This window comes from Cellulomonas sp. Root137 (assembly GCF_001426725.1).
Classification (GTDB): domain Bacteria; phylum Actinomycetota; class Actinomycetes; order Actinomycetales; family Cellulomonadaceae; genus Cellulomonas.
In genome coordinates, this window is sequence record NZ_LMFG01000004.1 from 68522 (window position 1) to 86442 (window position 17921).

15 protein-coding genes are annotated in these 17921 nt (G+C 72.9%); 14 read left to right on the forward strand and 1 reads right to left on the reverse strand.

Going from position 1 to position 17921, the window contains the following annotated elements; translation table 11 throughout:
- Window positions 1-133: 133 nt before the first annotated feature.
- From ASD18_RS17900 to ASD18_RS17915, 4 genes are read left to right on the forward strand one after another with little or no spacing between them, the layout of a single operon-like run.
- Complete coding sequence (locus tag ASD18_RS17900) at window positions 134-1513, forward strand: ABC transporter substrate-binding protein (RefSeq protein ID WP_156388080.1); 1380 nt, start codon at window positions 134-136, stop codon at window positions 1511-1513.
- Between the two features lie 30 nt (window positions 1514-1543).
- Window positions 1544-2470, forward strand: coding sequence for a carbohydrate ABC transporter permease (locus ASD18_RS17905; RefSeq protein ID WP_056095475.1), 927 nt, complete (start codon window positions 1544-1546; stop codon window positions 2468-2470).
- Window position 2471: 1 nt separating this feature from the next.
- Entirely contained in the window at window positions 2472-3329 is an 858-nt protein-coding gene (locus tag ASD18_RS17910) for a carbohydrate ABC transporter permease (RefSeq protein ID WP_056095478.1), read from the forward strand.
- A gap of 30 nt (window positions 3330-3359) precedes the next feature.
- Window positions 3360-5402, forward strand: coding sequence for a glycoside hydrolase family 2 protein (locus ASD18_RS17915; RefSeq protein WP_056095481.1), 2043 nt, complete (start codon window positions 3360-3362; stop codon window positions 5400-5402).
- Between the two features lie 4 nt (window positions 5403-5406).
- Here the strand turns inward: ASD18_RS17915 and ASD18_RS17920 are convergent, their stop codons facing one another.
- The gene (locus ASD18_RS17920; RefSeq protein WP_056095484.1) at window positions 5407-6075 is read right to left on the reverse strand and encodes a DNA alkylation repair protein; all 669 of its coding nucleotides are present in this window, start codon (window positions 6073-6075) and stop codon (window positions 5407-5409) included.
- 54 nt (window positions 6076-6129) lie between these two features.
- Here ASD18_RS17920 and ASD18_RS17925 point away from each other — a divergent pair, with 54 nt between their 5' ends.
- The 10 genes from ASD18_RS17925 to ASD18_RS17960 all read left to right on the forward strand — a co-directional run bounded on the left by ASD18_RS17925 (window position 6130) and on the right by ASD18_RS17960 (window position 17911).
- Complete coding sequence (locus tag ASD18_RS17925) at window positions 6130-6888, forward strand: DinB family protein (RefSeq protein WP_056095488.1); 759 nt, start codon at window positions 6130-6132, stop codon at window positions 6886-6888.
- Between the two features lie 83 nt (window positions 6889-6971).
- Window positions 6972-7661: a hypothetical protein gene (locus ASD18_RS17930; protein WP_056095491.1), complete on the forward strand. Its 690-nt coding sequence runs from the start codon at window positions 6972-6974 to the stop codon at window positions 7659-7661.
- Between the two features lie 231 nt (window positions 7662-7892).
- Window positions 7893-9323, forward strand: a complete 1431-nt coding sequence (locus ASD18_RS17935) for an MATE family efflux transporter (RefSeq protein ID WP_056095493.1) — start codon at window positions 7893-7895, stop codon at window positions 9321-9323.
- A 47-nt stretch (window positions 9324-9370) separates the two neighbouring features.
- Window positions 9371-10051 carry a TetR/AcrR family transcriptional regulator gene (locus ASD18_RS17940; RefSeq protein ID WP_235522467.1) on the forward strand — a complete coding sequence of 227 codons (681 nt, stop codon included), beginning with the start codon at window positions 9371-9373 and terminating at the stop codon, window positions 10049-10051.
- A 51-nt stretch (window positions 10052-10102) separates the two neighbouring features.
- Entirely contained in the window at window positions 10103-11080 is a 978-nt protein-coding gene (locus tag ASD18_RS17945; protein ID WP_056095497.1) for an NAD(P)-dependent alcohol dehydrogenase, read from the forward strand.
- 32 nt (window positions 11081-11112) lie between these two features.
- A complete protein-coding gene (locus ASD18_RS17950; RefSeq protein ID WP_056095500.1) occupies window positions 11113-12423 on the forward strand; it encodes a helix-turn-helix transcriptional regulator in 1311 nt (436 codons plus the stop codon).
- 119 nt (window positions 12424-12542) lie between these two features.
- Window positions 12543-12665 (forward strand): hypothetical protein, encoded by a 123-nt coding sequence (locus ASD18_RS21695; RefSeq protein ID WP_255355454.1) that lies wholly within the window; start codon window positions 12543-12545, stop codon window positions 12663-12665.
- Window positions 12666-12747: 82 nt separating this feature from the next.
- A complete protein-coding gene (locus ASD18_RS21700) occupies window positions 12748-12882 on the forward strand; it encodes a hypothetical protein (protein ID WP_255355455.1) in 135 nt (44 codons plus the stop codon).
- A 359-nt stretch (window positions 12883-13241) separates the two neighbouring features.
- Window positions 13242-17627, forward strand: coding sequence for a hypothetical protein (locus ASD18_RS17955; RefSeq protein WP_056095503.1), 4386 nt, complete (start codon window positions 13242-13244; stop codon window positions 17625-17627).
- Between the two features lie 29 nt (window positions 17628-17656).
- A complete protein-coding gene (locus ASD18_RS17960) occupies window positions 17657-17911 on the forward strand; it encodes a hypothetical protein (protein ID WP_156388081.1) in 255 nt (84 codons plus the stop codon).
- The last annotated feature ends 10 nt before the right edge of the window (window positions 17912-17921 follow it).

Below are 17921 nucleotides of genomic sequence, written 5' to 3' on the forward strand. Positions count from 1 at the left end.
TCATCCTCTCGCTCGCCGACGTGCTGATCATAGGCCTTGCAACGTGTGCAAACGAGGGCTACGTTTGCACACGTTGGCAAAGCGTTGCGGACCAGCCGCGCCGTCCGACCCCGAGTGCACAAGGGAGTGCTCCATGCACCAGCTCCACACCGGCTCGCGCCGGTCCCACCGCGCCGCGGCGATGCTCGTCGGCACCGTCCTGGCCACCTCCGCCCTCGCCGCCTGCGGACCCTCGATCACCACGGGCGACGCGACCCCGAGCGCCGACGCCGACGTCCTCGTCGCCCCCACCGCCGAGTCGCCGAGCGGCGAGATCACCATCTGGGACCGCTCCGGGGACCTGTTCAACGTCTTCGACTCGGTCATCGCGGACTTCAACGCGAAGTACCCCGACATCACGGTCCACCACGAGGCGATCGACATCGACGCCAAGCTGCAGAACACCCTGATCACCGGCACGGACGTGCCGGACGGCGTGTTCCTCGACGACGCCAAGGTGGCCGGGTTCTCCGAGTACCTGTGGAACCTCGACGGTGTGCTCGAGCCCTACCTCGGCGACATCTCCGAGCAGAAGGTCGGGGTCAACTCGCTCGACGGCGGCATCTACGGCGTCCCGTTCGACAGCGACCCCGGCCTGCTCTACTACAACGCCACCGCGCTCGAGGCGGCCGGCGTCGACGCGACGGCGATCGAGACCTACGACGACCTGCTCGAGGCCGCGCGCCAGTACCAGGCCGCCGTGCCGGGCGCCCAGCCGATCCACCTCGAGCAGAGCCCGTTCCTCGGGCAGCTGCAGCTCGAGATGTACGCCAGCCAGCTGGGCACCAGCCTGGCCGACGAGAACGGCGAGCTGCGTCTGGACTCCCCGGAGTACGAGCAGATCCTGACCTGGCTGGACACGGTCCAGAAGGAGGGGCTCGGCACGCGCGCGGAGTACCTGAGCCCCAGCGACATCGCGCCGCTGGAGTCTGGCCAGCAGGTCTTCTACCCCTGGGCCATCTGGTTCAGCTTCGCCCCGCAGCAGCTGCTCCCGGAGACCACGGGGGACTGGAAGGCCATGCCCCTGCCGGCGTGGGAGGACGGCGGCGCACGCAGCGGCGCCATGGGCGGCTCGTCGTTCGTGCTGCCCAAGCAGGGCGAGAACTCCGACCTCGCTTGGCTGTTCTACGAGTTCCTCATGTTCGACGAGGCCGGCTACACCGCGGTCTGGGGTCCGAACGACGTCTACCCCGACGGGCTGAACACGTCGATCCCGAGCTTCGTCCCCGCGGCCGACCCGGCCAAGCCGCTCTTCGGACCGGTCGAGGCGCTCGGCGGCCAGGACCTGTGGGCCACCGCCACCGAGGCCAGCACGGAGATCCCCGTCGGCACCCCGATCCCCACCTGGTGGACCGGCGCCGTCGACTACCTGGGCAACAACATCCAGCGCATGCTGGACGGCCAGCTGACCCCGGCCGAGGTGATCGACCAGTCCACGCAGGACATCCAGGCGAACCTCGTCGACCGGCAGTAGTACGCCCCACCACCTGAGGACACCATCGCTGTGACCACCGCAGTCGCCACCCGGCCGGCGGGGAGAGTCTCTCCGTCGCGACGCCGCCCGCACACGGCGTCGTCGCGACGGAGGCTGGCGCCCTACGCCTTCGTCTTCCCGTTCGTCGCCCTGTTCGTCGCCTTCAGCGTCTACCCGATGCTCTTCACCCTCCAGCTGAGCTTCACCGACTGGCGGGGTTCGGGGGCGGCGCACTGGGTGGGCCTCGGCAACTACACCTACCTGCTGCAGAACCCTGCCTTCTGGTCGTCGCTGGGCAACTCGGCGGCCATGTGGGCGCTGATCGTGCCGGTGCAGATGGTGCTGGCCCTGGCGATCGCCGTCCTGCTGGACAACGCCAAGACCCGGATGCGGTCGTTCTACCGGGTGGCGTTCCTCGTCCCGTTCGTGACGCCGCTCGTCGCTGTCGCACAGATCTGGGTGGTGGTGTTCGACCAGAAGTACGGCGCCGTGAACTCGGTGCTCAACGCGGTCGGGCTGCCGGACGTCGGCTGGTTGGTCACCAGCCAGTGGGCCAAGCCCACGCTGGCGCTGCTGTTCCTGTGGAAGACCACGGGGTTCATCGTGATCATCCTGCTCTCGGGCCTGCAGGCCATCGACCCGGCGGTGTACGAGGCGTCCTCGATCGACGGCGCGTCACGGCTCCGGCAGCTCCGGAGCATGACCATCCCGCTGGTGCGCCGGACGCTCCTGTTCTCGGTGGTCCTGCAGACCCTCGCGATCTTCCAGATGTTCGCGGAGCCGTTCGTCGTGACGCAGGGCGGCCCGTACAGCTCGACGACGACGGCCGGGCTCTACCTCTACAACCACATCACCCGCGCCGACCTGGGCACGGGGGCGGCCAACTCGTTCCTGCTGGTGATCATCGTGACGGTCCTGTCGCTCGGCTTCGTCCGGCTCCTGCGGTCGGAGGACTGAGATGACGCGCACCCGCCTCACCCTGAGCAGTGTCGTCACGCAGGTGTTCCTGGTCCTGCTGACCCTGCTGTTCCTGGCCCCCGTGGTCTGGGCGTTCCTGTCCGCGTTCAAGCCGGCCAACCAGATCATCAGCGACCCGCTCGGCTTCGACCCGTCCCAGATCACGCTCGACAACTTCGAGCGGATGTTCCAGGACGTCCCGATCGTGCGCGGGTTCGTCAACACCGGCATCGTGCTGGTGCTCAAGGGCGGGCTGACCCTGTTCTTCGCGCCGCTGGCCGCCTACGGGTTCGCCAAGTACGAGTTCCCGTTCAAGGACCTGCTGTTCGGCACGGTCCTCATCACCCTCATGCTCCCGACGATCGTCCTGATCATCCCGCTGCTGCTCGAGATGAAGGAGCTCGGCTGGGTCAACACGTACCAGGCGCTGATCCTGCCGGGCGCGATCGACGCGTTCGCCATCTTCTGGATGCGGCAGGTCATCGCGGCCGTGCCGGACGAGCTGCTCGACGCGGCCCGCGTGGACGGGTGCTCCGAGTTCGGGATCTTCGCGCGGATCGTGCTGCCGGTCATCAAGCCGGCGCTGGCCGGTCTGGCGGTGCTCACGGTCATGAACATCTACAACGACTTCGTCTGGCCCGTCGTGATCGCCAGCTCCGAGCGGATGTCCACCCTCCAGGTGGTCCTGTCCAGCCTCGCGCAGAACATCACCGGCAACCGGATCGGGGCGGACTACGCCACGGTCACCGGCGAGCTGCTGGCAGCGGCGTCGATCGCGCTCGTCCCGCTCCTGCTCATCTTCATCGTCCTCCAGAAGCACTTCATCAACGGCATCCTCGCCGGCAGCGTCAAGGGCTGAGCCCGACCCACCCTGAAAGGCACCACCACCATGACCTCATCCCCGCCGCGCTCGCAGTACCCGCGTCCGGACCGTGACCGGTCGGCCTCGTGGCTCACGCTCAACGGCGAGTGGGACTTCGACTCCGAGGACGGCCCCGCGACGATCGTGGTGCCCTTCGCGTGGGAGACCGCGGCCTCCGGGCTGCGGCGCACCTGGCTGGAGCGCGGCACGTACCGGCGCCGGGTCAGCGTCCCGGCCGCGTGGGGCTCGTCGCGCGTCGTGCTCTGCTTCGGCGCGGTGCACCACCGTGCCCGCGTCCTGCTCGACGGTGTCGAGGTGGGCGTGCACGTGGGCGGGTACGAGTCGTTCGAGCTGGACGTCAGCGACGTGCTGGCACCCGGCGACGAGGCCGAGCTGACCGTCGAGGTCGAGGCGCCCGCGGACAAGCGCGCGATCCCGCACGGCAAGCAGCGGTCCATCCCGCGCGACGACTACGACGGCGTCTCGTTCACCCCGACGTCGGGGATCTGGCAGCCGGTCTGGCTGGAGGCGCGCGGCCGCACCCACTTGGCGAGCGTGGCGCTGCGCGGTGACTCGCTCACCGGGTTCGACGTCTCCGGGGTGCTCGTCGGCGACGCGCCCGCGGGCACCTGGGTGACCGTCCGGCTCGCCGGCGAGACCGCCGGCGTGGAGCTCGTCTCCGACGAGGACGGCCGCGTGTCCGGGCGCCTCGAGGTTCCGGATCCGCACCTGTGGTCGCCCACCCACCCGCACCTGTACACCGTCGAGCTCACCGTCGACGGGGATCCCGTGGACCGCGTGCTGGTGACCGGCGGCCTGCGGCGCGTCGAGATCCAGGGCGAGAAGCTGCTGCTCAACGGCGAACGCCTCTACGTCCGCGGCGTCCTCGACCAGGGCTACTGGCCGGGCAGCGGGCTGACCGCGCCGACCGACGAGGCTCTCGTCGCCGACCTCGACCTGGCGCGCGACCTCGGTTACAACCTGGTCCGCAAGCACCTCAAGCTCGAGGAGCCCCGCTGGCTGCACGAGGCCGACCGGATGGGCATGCTCGTGTGGGCCGAGCCGCCCGCCCCGAGCCGCTGGTCGCCCGACGCCGCCGAGGCGTTCGAGGCGCAGCTGGCGCCGATGGTCGAGCGCGACGGCACCCACCCGAGCATCGTGGTGTGGGGGCTGTACAACGAGGAGTGGGGTCTGGACTGGGACATCCCCGGCAGCCCCGAGCGCGCGGCCGCGGCGGCGCACGCCTACGACGTCATGCACGCGCTCGACAGCACCCGCCCGATCGTCGAGAACTCCGGCTGGTCCCACGTCCGCAGCGACCTGGTCGACTGGCACTACTACGACGAGGACCCGCAGGCGTGGGCGGACAACCTCGCCGCCATGGCCGACGGGTCGCTGGAGCACTTCGAGGTGAATCTGGGCCCGGACTTCGTCGTCGACAAGTCGCTGTACGGCTCCCCGGAGTTCCCGCGGTCCGGGGTGCCGATCCTCAACAGCGAGTACGGCGCCGGGTTCACCAGCCTCGAACGCGCGTGGAGCATGCGCTGGCAGACGCAGGAGCTGCGCCGCCACGACCGGTTCGCCGGCTACGTCTACACCGAGCTCGCGGACGTCGAGCACGAGATGGCCGGGGTGGTGGACGCCGACCGACGGCCCAAGGACCTCGGCGGACTGGATCCCGCCCTCGTCAACGCGACGAGCGTCCTCGTCGTGGACCTGGTGCCGGCCCGCGCCGGAGCCGACATCCCGATGCCCGACAGCCCGCTCGCGCTGGACGTGCACGTGTCTCACCACGGGTCCTCACCGCTGGCGGGACGCGTGCGCGGCGCGTGGTCGACGCCCGGTGGGCGGCCGGACGTCGAGCGGGCGTTCGTCGTGGAGTCGGAGCAGCTGAAGGCCGAACCGTTCGTGCTGTCCGGGGCGGTGCGGCTGCGGGTCCCTGCTCCAGGGGACCTCCCGGCCGCACGCCTGCACCTGTGGCTGGTCGACGACGCCGACGTGGTGCACGCCCGGACCTTCGTCGACGCGGCCCCGATCGAGGAGCCGAACCGGCGGGGGGCGCGCCCCTGAGCGGCTACCCGACCGCCTGCCGCCGGACGATCTCGTTGATCCAGATCGGCGCGTACGGGGACGTGCAGCCGGGCGGCGTCGGGTAGTCCTTGAGCACCTCGAGCCGCTCACCGATCCCGAGCGCGCGGTCGCGGTACGCGGGGTGGTGGATCCCGATGGTCGCCAGGCACTCGTTCATCGCCCACTGCAGCCGGTCCGGGGCGTCCTTCATCTGCGCCTCGACGAGGTCGAGCAGCCCGGGCAGGTCCAGCCCGTCGGGCGACTTCGCGACGCGGTCGCTGGTCAGCGCCCAGCCAGCGCTCGCCACGACCGGGTCCGGGTCGGCGAACCAGAGGATGCGGAGCTCCTCGACGTGCGGGTTCTTCTTGACGACGTAGCCGACCAGCCAGTCGTGCACCTTGGGCACGCGGGCGTCGCGCAGCATCGCGTCCAGCTCGGCGGCGGTGTACAGCGTGGGGCGGCTGATCAGGATCGCGACGAGCCGGGCGGCGGTGTCGCCGGTCTCCCACAGCTCGCCGGCGAGGTCCTGCTGGATCTTGAGCTCCTTGGCGACCGCCCGCAGCTTGGTCAGGTTGACCCCGTGGTCGTCGCCGTGGCGCTCGTTCACCGCCCGGATCTTCGGGTCTTCCAACGCCGCGAGCTCGGCGAGCACGCCGCTGACTGTGGACTCCACGCGACCAGGGTAGGTCGTGGACAGCCCCGATCGGTGGCCACGACACTGGAGCCCGTGGCCACCTTCACCGGGTCCGACGACCTTCAGGGCGCACAGTTCCGCGGCGCCGACCTGCGCGGCGCCCGGTTCGTCGGGTCGGACGTGTCCGGCGTCGTGATGCGTGGGGTCGACGCGGCAGGCCTGGACGTCGATGCCCCGTGGCTGCTCGAGGGCGACTCCGTACTTCTCGTCAACGGGGTGAACGTCGTCCCGTTCGTCGAGGCCGAGCTCAACCGCCGGTTCCCCGGACGGGCCGACCAGCGCGCCCCGGACCCGGACGGTCTGCGTGCGGCCTGGGAGGTGCTGCAGCGCACCTGGGCGGCGACGCTCGCGCGGGTCGACGCGATGCCGGCCGGGACGGTCGACGTGTCGGTGGACGGGGAGTGGTCGTTCGCGCAGACCCTGCGGCACCTGGTCATGGCCATCGACACGTGGCTGCGCAGGGCGGTCCAGCAGGTCGAGCAGCCGTACCACCCGATCGGTCAGCCGAACACGGGGGCCAGCGGCGACGGGCTGGACCTGTCGATCTTCGTCACCGGGCGGCCGTCGTACGACGAGGTGCTCGCGGTCCGGGCGGAGCGCGTCGCGATGGTGACCGACTTCCTCGCGACCGTCACGCCCGAGGAGCTGGCGGCACCGCGCACCAACCCGTGGGCGCCGCAGCACCCGGAGACCGTCCTGTCGTGCCTGCACACGATCCTCGAGGAGGAGTGGGAGCACCACCGCTACGCCGTGCGCGACCTCGACGCGATCCAGGGGGCATCCACCGTCTGACGTATCTGCACCCTCCGGGCCCTCCCTTCCCTTACATCACACGCGTCGCACCGGCGCGCGACTCTGGAAGGGAAGGACCTCTGATGGCACTCGGAAATCAGCTGTCGCCCACGCAGACGCTCGTGACGTTCTGCCTGTGGGCCCAGCGCAACGGCTACTCGGTCGGGGAGATGCACGGCTTCTCCGCCGTCCACCCCGTGCACACGCACGGCTCGTGGCACTTCGACAGCGACGGCGGCTTCGGCAAGGCGGCCGACATCAACAAGAACGGTCCCGACGAGCGCGAGCAGCTGATCGCGGCCGTCGACCGGGCGCAGGAGCTCGGCCTCGGCGTCATCTTCGCGCGCGACGGCGTCGCAGGCGTCGCCGGCCACCACAAGAACCACCTGCACGTGGACGTCGGACCGTTCAGCCACCTCGGTCAGAGCTCGTTCACACCGCGCGGCGGCGGCGACGTGCTCACCGAGGCGCTCCAGCGCGCAGTGCGTGGGAGCGCCGACCAGGTGTGGGGTGCGGACACCGACCTGCGCGCAGAGGCGGTCAAGGCGGCGAGCAACCTCATGGGCGTCACCTTCCCGCACGGCATCGAGTTCACGCAGCGCGTGGTCGGCGTCGCCGACGACGGCGTGTGGGGCAACCAGTCCCGCGCGGCTCACGACCAGACGACCGCTGCGATCCAGCGGGCCCTCGGCCGCGCGCCGACGGGCATCTGGGACCAGGCGATGGTCAACGCGTACTCCCACGCGCGGAGTCTGCGGAACCGTGCCGTCTAGGCGCGACAGGCCCTACCACTGCGGGCGTCGGCGACCATCGCCGGCGCCCGCAGCCATGTCCGGGGCCCGGGATGCCCGAGTCCTCCGGATCCCGGCGGTACACGTGCTGTGACCTGCATCAATTAGCTTCGTCCCGGCGGGATCGTATCGATACGATCGACGTGCGACGCGACCCGGCACCCCGACCCCCGCGGACGTACGACCCCCGCCCCTCCGTCTCAAGGTTCCGCTGTGCCCAAGGTCCTCACCGCCGGTCGTCCCTGGCGCGTCATCCTCCTGTTCGCCGTCCCCCTGCTCGTCGGCAACGTCGTCCAGCAGCTCTACCAAGCGGCCGACGCCGTCGTCGTCGGCCGCGTGCTCGGCGTCGACTCCCTGGCCGCCGTGGGCGCCACGGGCGCGCTGCTGTTCCTCCTGCTCGGCTTCGCGTGGGGCATGACGAACGGTTTCGCGATCCCGACCGCGCACGCGTTCGGCGCGGGGGACCACGCCGCGGTGCGCCGGTCGGTCGCGGCCGGGGCGGTCCTGTCGGCGGCGACGAGCGTGGTGCTCACCGTGGCGGCGCCCCTGCTCGCGGGCCCGGCGCTGCGGCTGATGCACACGCCCGAGGAGCTGCTCCCGGAGGCGACGACCTTCGCGGTGATCAGCTTCCTCGGCGCCAGCACGATGATGTTCTTCAACTTCCTGTCGGCGGTCATCCGGGCCATCGGCGACTCGCGCACACCCCTGATCTTCCTCACGCTCAGCTGCGTCCTGAACATCGTCCTGGTGGTCGGCGCGGTGGCCGGTCTGGGGATGGGCGTGGCCGGTGCGGCGTGGTCGACGGTCCTCTCGCAGGGCGTCTCGGTGGCCCTCTGCCTCGAGTTCGTGCGGCGCCGCGTGCCCGTCCTGCACGTGCACCGCGCCGACTGGCGGGTCAGTGGCGCCGAGCTGCGCAAGCACCTGCGGCTCGGCCTGCCCATGGGCTTCCAGGCGTCGATCATCGCGATCGGCACGCTCGCCGTGCAGGTGCGCCTGAACGCGCTGGGCTCCGACGCGGTCGCCGCGTACACCACGGCCGCGCGGGTGGACGGGCTCGCGGTCGCGCTGCTGGCGTCGCTCGGCCTGGCGGTGTCGATGTTCGTCGCGCAGAACCTGGGCGCCGGCCGGCTGGACCGCATCCGGGAGGGCGTCGTGCAGGGCATGTGGATCTCGGTCGTCGGCTCGGCTGTCCTGGGTGTGGTGCTCGTGGCCGGCGGGTCCGCGATCATCGGCGTCTTCGTGGGCGCGGGGGAGGAGCGGGTCGTCGACATGGCCGCGCACTACCTGCTGGTCAACGGGGTGCTCTACGTGGTCCTCGGCGTGCTGTTCGTGCTGCGCGGAGCCCTCCAGGGCCTCGGCCAGACGGCCGTCCCCACCATGACCGGCGTGATCGAGCTGGTCTGCCGCGTCGGCGCCGCGGGCGTGCTCGGGGCGGCCTACGGGTACAGCGGCGTGGTCTGGGGCAACCCGCTGGCGTGGATCGGGGCGGTCGTCCTGCTGGTACCCGCCTACGCGGCCGCACAGCGACGGCTCACCGCGGCCGACGGGACGGTGGTGCGGGGGGCCGCGGCGCCGCGGCGGATCACCCGGGTGCGCCGCCGCGGCGTGCCGGCACGCGTCCGGAGCCGGGTCCGGTCGCACTGACCCGACGCTCACCTCGTACGATCCGCTGAGGAGAGAGGTGATGTCGCGTGACGGCCGACCCGGTCCAGGTGCCTGAGCAGCGCCTCCCGCTCAGCCGCGAGCGCGTGCTGCGGACGGCGGTCGCGATCGCCGACGAGCACGGGATCGACGCGGTCACCATGCGCCGGGTGGGCGACGAGCTGGGCGCCGAGGCGATGTCGCTGTACCACCACGTCGCCAACAAGGCGGACCTGCTGGACGGCGCGGTGGACCTGGTGGTCGCCGAGATCAACGAGGCCGTCGACGGCCTGGATCGCAGCGACGACTGGAAGGCCGCCGTGCGCGCCCGGATCCTCACCGCCCGCCGGGTGCTGCTCCGGCACCGTTGGGCCCCGCGCGTGCTGGAGACGCGCTCGGCGGTGAGCCCGAACGTGGTGCGCTACCACGACCGGCTCGTCGGCCTCCTGCACGAGGGCGGGCTGTCGTACGACCTCATCCACCACGCGCTGCACGCCCTGGGCAGCCGGGCGCTGGGCTTCTCCCAGGAGTTGTTCGACCCCGGCGCCGGCGAGTCGACGGCACCCGTGCCGGCCGACCTCGCCGCCGACCTCCCGTTCCTCTCCGCGATGCTGGCGGAGGTCGCGCACGACGACCCCGACTCGACCATCGGCTGGTGCGACGACCGGACGGAGTTCGAGTTCGGGCTGGATCTGCTGCTCGACGGTCTGGAGCGGCGCGCGGGGTCTTGACCAACCTTACCTTGTAAGACAGTCTTCCCTTACGACGTAAGGAGGACTGTCATGAAGGCGATCGTGCAGAGCCGCTACGGCTCCCCGGACGTGCTCACGCTCGACGACGTCGAGCAACCGGTGCCCGCGGCCGACGAGGTGCTGGTGCGGGTGCGCGCGGCGTCGCTGAACGCCCGTGACTGGCACCTCATGCGGGGCGACCCGTACATCGCGCGGCTGTCCCCGGAGTTCGGCCGACGAGGACCGAAGGAGCCGATCCGGGGCTCCGACTTCGCCGGCACCGTCGAGGCGGTCGGCCGGGACGTCACCGGCCTGCAGGTCGGCGACGAGGTCTACGGGGAGTCGGACGGAGCGCTCGCGGAGTACGTGAGCGCCCCCGAGCGGCTCGTGGCGCGCAAGCCGGCGAACCTCACGTTCGAGCAGGCCGCGGCCGTGCCCCTCGCGGGGACGACCGCCCTGCAGGGTCTGCACGGGCTGGTCCAGCCCGGCCGACGCGTGCTGATCAACGGTGCGTCCGGGGGCGTCGGGACGTTCGCGGTGCAGCTGGCCCACGCCTGGGGCGCCGAGGTGACGGCGGTCTGCAGCACCCGCAACGTCGACCTCGCCCGGTCGCTCGGCGCCGATCACGTGGTCGACTACACGCGCGACGACGCGTTCCGGGGCGACCGCCGGTACGACGTCGTGCTCGACCTCGTCGGCAACCGCTCCCTGCGCGACCTGCGCCGCGCGCTGACGCCCGACGGGACCCTGGTCCTGTCCGGCGGGGGGGTGTACGAGGGTGGCTCGCTGCTCGGCCCGATCGTCCTGCTGGTGCGGAGCCGGCTGGCGGCAGCGTTCGCGCGGCGGCAGCGGATCGTCTCCCTGTCCACGCGGCCCGGCGCCGAGCACCTCGACGCCCTGCGCGAGCTGGCGGAGGCCGGGACGATCACCCCGGCAGTCGACCGGACGTACCCGCTGCCCGCCGCGGCGGACGCCCTGCGGTACCTCGAGAGCGACCACGCACGGGCGAAGGTGGTCGTCACGATGTAGCCGGTCGCGGCGACGGTCCCTATCGTGAGTACGTGAATCCGCTGAGCAGACGTGTGCGCGACGCGCGGCAGAAGGCCGGGCTGAGCCAGGGCGAGCTCGCGCGTCGGGCCGGAGTGCACCCCACCTACATCTCCCACGTCGAGCGCGACCGCCGCACCCTCGGCGAGGACGCCCTGGCCCGCGTGGCCGACGTGCTGGGCGTGTCTGTGGCGTTCCTCCTCGACGGAGAGGAGGCGCCCGAGTACCGCTCCGCCGAGGGGGCGCTCATCGAGGCACGCCGGTTGTCCCGGATGGGCGAGGCGGCCCAGGCCGCCGACGTGCTCGCGCAGGTGCAGCTGTCCGGTCTCGACGTGGACACCGCCGCTCGTGTCGGGCTCGCGCACGCGGAGGCCCTCGACCTGGCGGGAGACCTGGAGGCGTCGGTCGAGGCGCTGGAGGGCGTCTGTGCGCAGCTGATGGAGGCGCGCCGGTACACCCAGGCTGCCTACGCGGCGATGCGGATCGTCATGGCGCTGACCGAGTTCGCGGACCTGCACCGGGCCGTCGCACGCGGGGAGGCCCTGCTGGCGCAGCTGCCCGAGTCGGTGACCGGCAGCGACGAGGTGGTGCGCCTCGAGTCGACGATCATCTGGGCGTACATCGCCCGCGGGGACACCACGTACGCGCGCTACCGCGGCCGGCAGCTGCTCGCGCACACGCGGCGGCACGGCTCGGCGCGCGCGGTGTCGTCGGTGCACTGGAACCTGGCGTTCGTCGACGACGCCCTGGGGGAGCCCGACGCCGCCCTGGAGCAGCTCGAGGCGGCGATCGCGCTCGCGGGGTCCGACGAGATCGACCGAGACCTGCCGCGCCTCCGGCTGGACCGGGCGCTGCTGCTCGTCTCGGTCGACCCCCCGCGGCCGGCCGAGGCGCTCGCCGACCTCGACGCCGCGCAGACCGCGCTCGAGGTCGGCGAGTCGCAGATCGAGCTGGCCCGCGCCGACTCAGTCCGGTCCCGCGCCTGGTTGCTGCTGGAGGACCCGGCGCGGGCCCAGCAGTACGCGAAGCAGTCGGTCGACCTGCTCCGCGAGGGAGTGCGCCGCGACGCCGCGTCCGCGCACGAGGCCCTGGGCGACGCCATGCTCGCGCAGAGCGCCCGCACCGAGGCCGTCAAGCAGTACCGCTCCGCCGCCGAGCTGCTGGACATGATCTCGTCGGGACGGTCCGCCGCGGTGCTCTGGCGCCGCATCGGCGATCGGCTCCGTGTGGCCGGCGACGAGGACGAGCGCGTGGTGGAGGCGTACGGCCGGGCGCTCGCGGCGGCCGGCATCCGCGGGGTCCTCCCGCCGCCCAGGCGGGTCTGAAACCGGCCTCGAGCCGATGTCTACCCCCCCGTTGTCCTGCGTCATTGCGGTCCAGACACGGGCTAGGGACCATTCCAGGTGTACGGGACAGCCCCGTACGTCCTCGGGAAGGCACCCTCATGAAGAAGCTCAGCATCGCCCTGGCCATCGCCCTCGCCGCTTTCGCCGGTGTCGCAGGAGCCACGGGCTCGTCCGCCGACGCCCCCGTCACCGCTCAGCCGTGCTGCAAGGGCACGTTCTGAGACCACCGTCAGGACGCGTCGCCGCAGCTGCCCCCGGAGGCGGCGACGCGTGAGGAATGACACGTACTCGGAAAGGTCTCTCATGAAGAAGCGCAGCATCGCCCTGACCCTCGTCCTCGCCGTCACCGCCCTCACGGGTGTCACGGGAGCAGCCCTCACGCCACCCGCGGCCGGCGCCTCCGTGCTCGCTCAGCCGTGCTGCAAGGGTGGCTCGTGACCAGCGGGACCTGAGCCCTCCGACGCCTCGACCACGGTGCGGTGACGCCCGCACGCGGCACACGGACCGGTGCGCGCCATCCGGCGCTCTCCGGGGTGCATCTCAGGGTCTTCCCAGGTTGGCGAATCCACCCGCGGGATTCACCCGCATGGGCGGCCTGGACGTTTGACCAGCACCGTATTCGTGCCGCACACTCGTCTTGACGGTGCGCATCGCCTGCCCCCTGCGCGGTGCGCACCGTCTTCGCGTCCAGAGAGCGGGACGGGTCCCCTGACCCGTCCCGCTCTCTGTGTGTCCGGGTCGGCCCCCTACGGCGCGCCATGCCCGAGATCACGCGGCAGCGCGGTTAGCGTTCCAGCGTGACCGTCCCCGTGCGCGCCTCCGGCCCGGGACCCGACCAGGCTCCTGAGACCGGCGCAGACCCAGCCGACCGCCCGGTGCTCGTCGAGCCCCCCACGCCTGCCGAGCTCCTCGAAGGAGCCGTCGCCACCTGGCGCGCCTCTCTCGTCGAGGCCGCAGGGGGGTCGACGCTCGTCGACGTCGAGCTGCTCGGCGACGCCGCGCTCGACCTGTCGGCCGCGCACCCGTCCGGCATCTCGCAGCTGTTCGCCGGCCGCGAGACGCGCCTGTCCAACCTGATCCGCGAGGGGTCGGCCCTCTCGACCGCCCGCCGTCGCGCCCGGGCGGTGAGCGCCCGCGCCGCCGTGTACGCGCAGCGGTACGGGATCGCGCCCACGTCCCTGGCCATCGGCGTCGCCACCTGGACCGAGCGCACCACCCCGGACATCGCCAGCGACGACGTCGCAGCCCTCGCCTCGGTGACGCGTCAGCGGTCGGGGGAGGGCGAGCAGCACGACGCCGCCGCCCCGCGCACGGTCCGCGCTCCCGTCCTCCTGCGCCCGGTCACGCTGCGCGCCCGCGGCTCGGGCGAGAGCGACTACGAGCTCGCGCTCGAGCCGTCGCTCGAGGTGAACCCCGTGCTCGCGCGGGCCCTGCGCGCCCGCGGCGCACTGCTCGACCCGGCTGCCGTCGCGCGCGGCACCTTCACGTCGAACGGGTTCGACCCGCGCGGCGCGCTCCAGCGGCTCACGTCGCTGGGGGAGGCCGTGCTCGACGACTTCTCCCTGAGCGAGCGCGTCGTCGTCGGCACCTTCGTCCACCCCGGGCAGATCCTGGTCGACGACCTGGACGGCCTGTCCGGCACGCTGGAGCGCCACGAGGTCGTCTCCGCGCTCGCGGGCGTCGAGGAGTCCCGGGCGCGGCTGCGTCGGGTGCTGCCCGTCCCGGTCCGGGGCGACCGGGACCCCGGGCACGAGCGCGGCGTCGGCGACCTCGACCCCGCGCAGCAGCACGTGCTCGACGTGGTGGCCACCGGCACGCACCTGTTCGTCGACGCCCCCGCCGGTGCCGACGTCACCGGCACCCTGGCGGCCCTCGTCGCCGATGCCGCCGCGACCGGTCGCACCGTCCTGTACGTGCCCGGGCACCGCCGCGCGGCCACCGCGCTCGCGGACCGGCTGGGCGCGCTGGGCCTGGGCGACCTGCTGCTCGACGTCGCCCCCGACGCCGGCTGGCGGTCCGCGATCGCGCGACGCCTGCTCGGCGCGATGACTCTCGAGGCTCCCGCGGTCGACGCGAACGGCGTCGTCGCGCTGCGCAGCGAGCTGGTCGCCACACGGGAACGCCTCCGGGCGTACGTGGACGCGCTGCACGCCGAGCGCGCGCCGTGGGGCGTCTCGGCGTACGACGCGCTGCAGCAGCTCGCCCGCCTGACCTCCACGCGGCCGACCCCCAAGACGACCGTGCGCCTGTCGCCGGACGTGGCCCGGGTGCTCGACGCGGAGCGCCGTGCCGACCTGACGACCGACCTGGTGCGCGCGGGTGAGCTGGGCGCCTTCCGCCTGCGGCCCACGGACACCCCCTGGTACGGCGCCGACCTGCGCACGCGTGCCGACGCCGACAACGTGGTCCGCCGGCTGGCCCGCGTGCTCGACTCCACCCTCCCGGCCCTGGTCGAGCGCACCGCGCAGGTGGCCGCGGAGACCGGTCTGACCCAGGCGACCACCGTCGTGGCGTGGGCCGAGCAGCTGACCATGCTCGACGGCGTCCGCGCGGCGCTCGACGTGTTCCAGCCGATCGTGTTCGAGCGCACCGCCGCCGACCTCGTCGCCGCCACGGCCACCAAGGAGTGGCGGGCCGAGCGCGGGATGGAGATGGGCTACTGGCTCCGTCGCCGGCTGCGCAAGCAGTCGAAGGACATGGTCCGTCCCGGGCGTCCGGTGGCCGACCTGCACGCGGGGCTGCTCGAGGTGCAGGCGCAGCGGGAGATCTGGCAGGCGCACTGCCCGTCCGGCGGGTGGCCGCGGCTGCCCGACGGCCTCGAGCACATCGAGGAGGAGTTCGCCGCCGTGCGCGCCGACCTCGACGCACTCGACGAGGTGCTCGCGACGACCCCCGGCGGAGCCGGCCTGTCCAGCCTGCCGTTCGCGGCGCTGACCGAGCGCCTCACGCGGCTGCGCTCCGACACCGACGCCCTGTCCGACCTGCCCGACCGGACCGGTCTCCTGCACCGCCTGCGCTCGGCCGGCCTCGGCGCGCTCGTCGACGACCTGGCGACTCGCCGCATCGACCCCGCGCTCGCCCCGGCCGAGCTCGACCTGGCCTGGTGGAGCACCGTCATCGAGCAGATCCTCTCCGAGGACCCCGCGCTGGCCGGGTACGACGGCACCGCGCTGGGCGCGATGTCCGCGCAGTACGCGACGCTCGACCGCGCGCACGTGAAGAGCCTGTCCGGACCGGTGCTCGGCGCGGTCGTCGGCCATGTCTCGCACGCGCTGCGCCAGCACCGTGAGCAGGCCGAGGCGCTCTTCGCGGACCTGGTCGAGGAGCGGCTCACGTCGCTGCGCGACACGGTGGTGCGGCACCCCGAGGTGGCGAGGCGGCTGCGGCCGGTCATCGCGGCCAGCCCCATGCTGGTCCCGCAGGTGCTGCCGCCGACGCGCACGGTCGACCTGGTGGTCATCGACTCCGCCGCGCACCTGCCCGTCGAGGTCGCGCTCGCCGCGGTCGCGCGCGGGCGGCAGGTGGTCGTCGTCGGCGACGCCCGGTGCGCCTCCGGCTCCGCGGTCCGCGAGCTGGCCGACGTGCTGCCCTCGGTGGCGCTGCGCGCCGACTCGTCCCGCCGCGACCCCTACCTCACCGCGTTCCTCGCCGCCCACGGCTACGCCGGCGTGCTCCGCGCGACGCCCCTCCCGCAGTACCGGCCGCTGGTCGGCCTCGACCTCGTGGACGGCACGGGCATGCCCGACCGCGACACGGGGTCGGTGGACTCGACGCGCGAGGAGGTCGAGCACGTCGTCGAGCTGGTGCTCACGCACGCGCTGCTGCGCCCCGACGAGTCGCTCGCCGTCATCACCGCCACCTCCACCCACGCCGAGGCCGTGCGCGAGGCGGTCCTGTCCGAGGTCCGCGGCAACCCGGCGCTCGCCGCCTTCTTCGACTCCGGCCGCGTCGACCCGTTCGTGGTCACCGACCTGCCCAACGTCGCCGGGCTGCGCCGCGAGGCGATCATCCTGTCGCTCGGTCTGGGCCGGACCCCGCACCGCCGCGTGCTGCACACGTTCGGACCGATCTCCGCGCCCGGGGGCGACGCCCTGCTGCTCGACGCGCTGGGGTCCACGCGGCACCGGCTGACCGTGGTCGCCTGCTTCGGCGCCGACGACCTCGACCCCGAGCGCCTGCGCGGTCCGGGTCCGCGGCTGCTGACCGACCTGCTCGCGTTCGCCGCCCGCCGCGGTGCCGGTCAGGACGTGTCCGACCTGGTCACGCCGCCCGAGCCCACCGACCCGCTGCTGCGGACCCTGGCGGCTGCGACAGCCGCCGCGGACGAGGCCCTCGCCGCGGCGACCGAGCCCGACCGCCTGCTCCTCGACCTCGCCGAGCGCCTCTGGAAGCACGGCCTGCTGGTCGAGGCCGACCACGGCATCCCCGGCGGCGACCGGATCCCGCTGGTCGTCGGCCACCCCGACCTGCCGGGCGAGATGCTCGTCGCCGTCCTCACCGACGACGCCGAGTACACCGCCGAGCGCAGCGTCCGGGTCCGCGACCGGCTCACCGCCGACCGCCTCGAGCGGGTGGGCTGGAGCGTCATCCGCGTCTGGTCCGCGGCCGCGTTCATGGATCCGCAGGCCGAGGTCGACCGGATCCGCCGGGCCGTGCATGCGCGCGTCCCCGCACCGGCGGCGCCCCGCAGCGCCCCGCTGCAGCTGGGCCTGCTCGACGAGGCCGACGAGACCGAGGAGCTGCCGACGCCTGAGTCCTCGGCTGCTCGTGCGGCGGCGCGGGCATCGGCCCACCCGGACGAGCCCCGCCCTGCGACCGGGGTGTGGTCGACGGTCCAGGTCATCGAGGCCGCCGACGCGGAGCCCGCTGAGACTCCCGAGCCTGCCGAGCCCGCTGCGCCTTCTGACAGCGGAACCGACGGCGCCGACGAGCCGCCGAGCCGTGCCCTCCAGCTCGCCCTCGCGGTGCCCACGCGGCAGCGGCCCGACGTGCGACGCGGTCTGCCGATCGGTGCCTACAGCGACGACCAGCTGGACGAGCTGGTGACGTGGCTGCAGTCGGACGAGCAGGAGCGGACCCGCGAGCAGCTGGCTGCGGCCCTCCGGGACGAGCTGGGCATCACGCGGCGGTCGTACCGGATCGACACCGCGGTGCGCAGCGCGATCACCCGGGCGATGCGCTGACCCACCCACCCCGGTGGGATCATCGGACCGTGACCGCGTCCGAGAAGCCAGCACGTCGGCCGCGTCGTGCCGTGCGCCACGCGGGCACGGTCGGCGGCGACGACGCGAACCTCGTCTCCACCCACCCCGCTGTGGAGGCTCCGGCTCCGACGGGGTCGGCGGCACCCGCGCCCGAGCCGGTGGTCGCGCGGCGGAGCGTCGACGACTCCGACGTCGGCTGGGGCGACCGCGAGGCCGGTTCCAACGACGACCGGCTGAGCCAGGACAAGCCACCGCACTGGTAGCGCGCGCGTG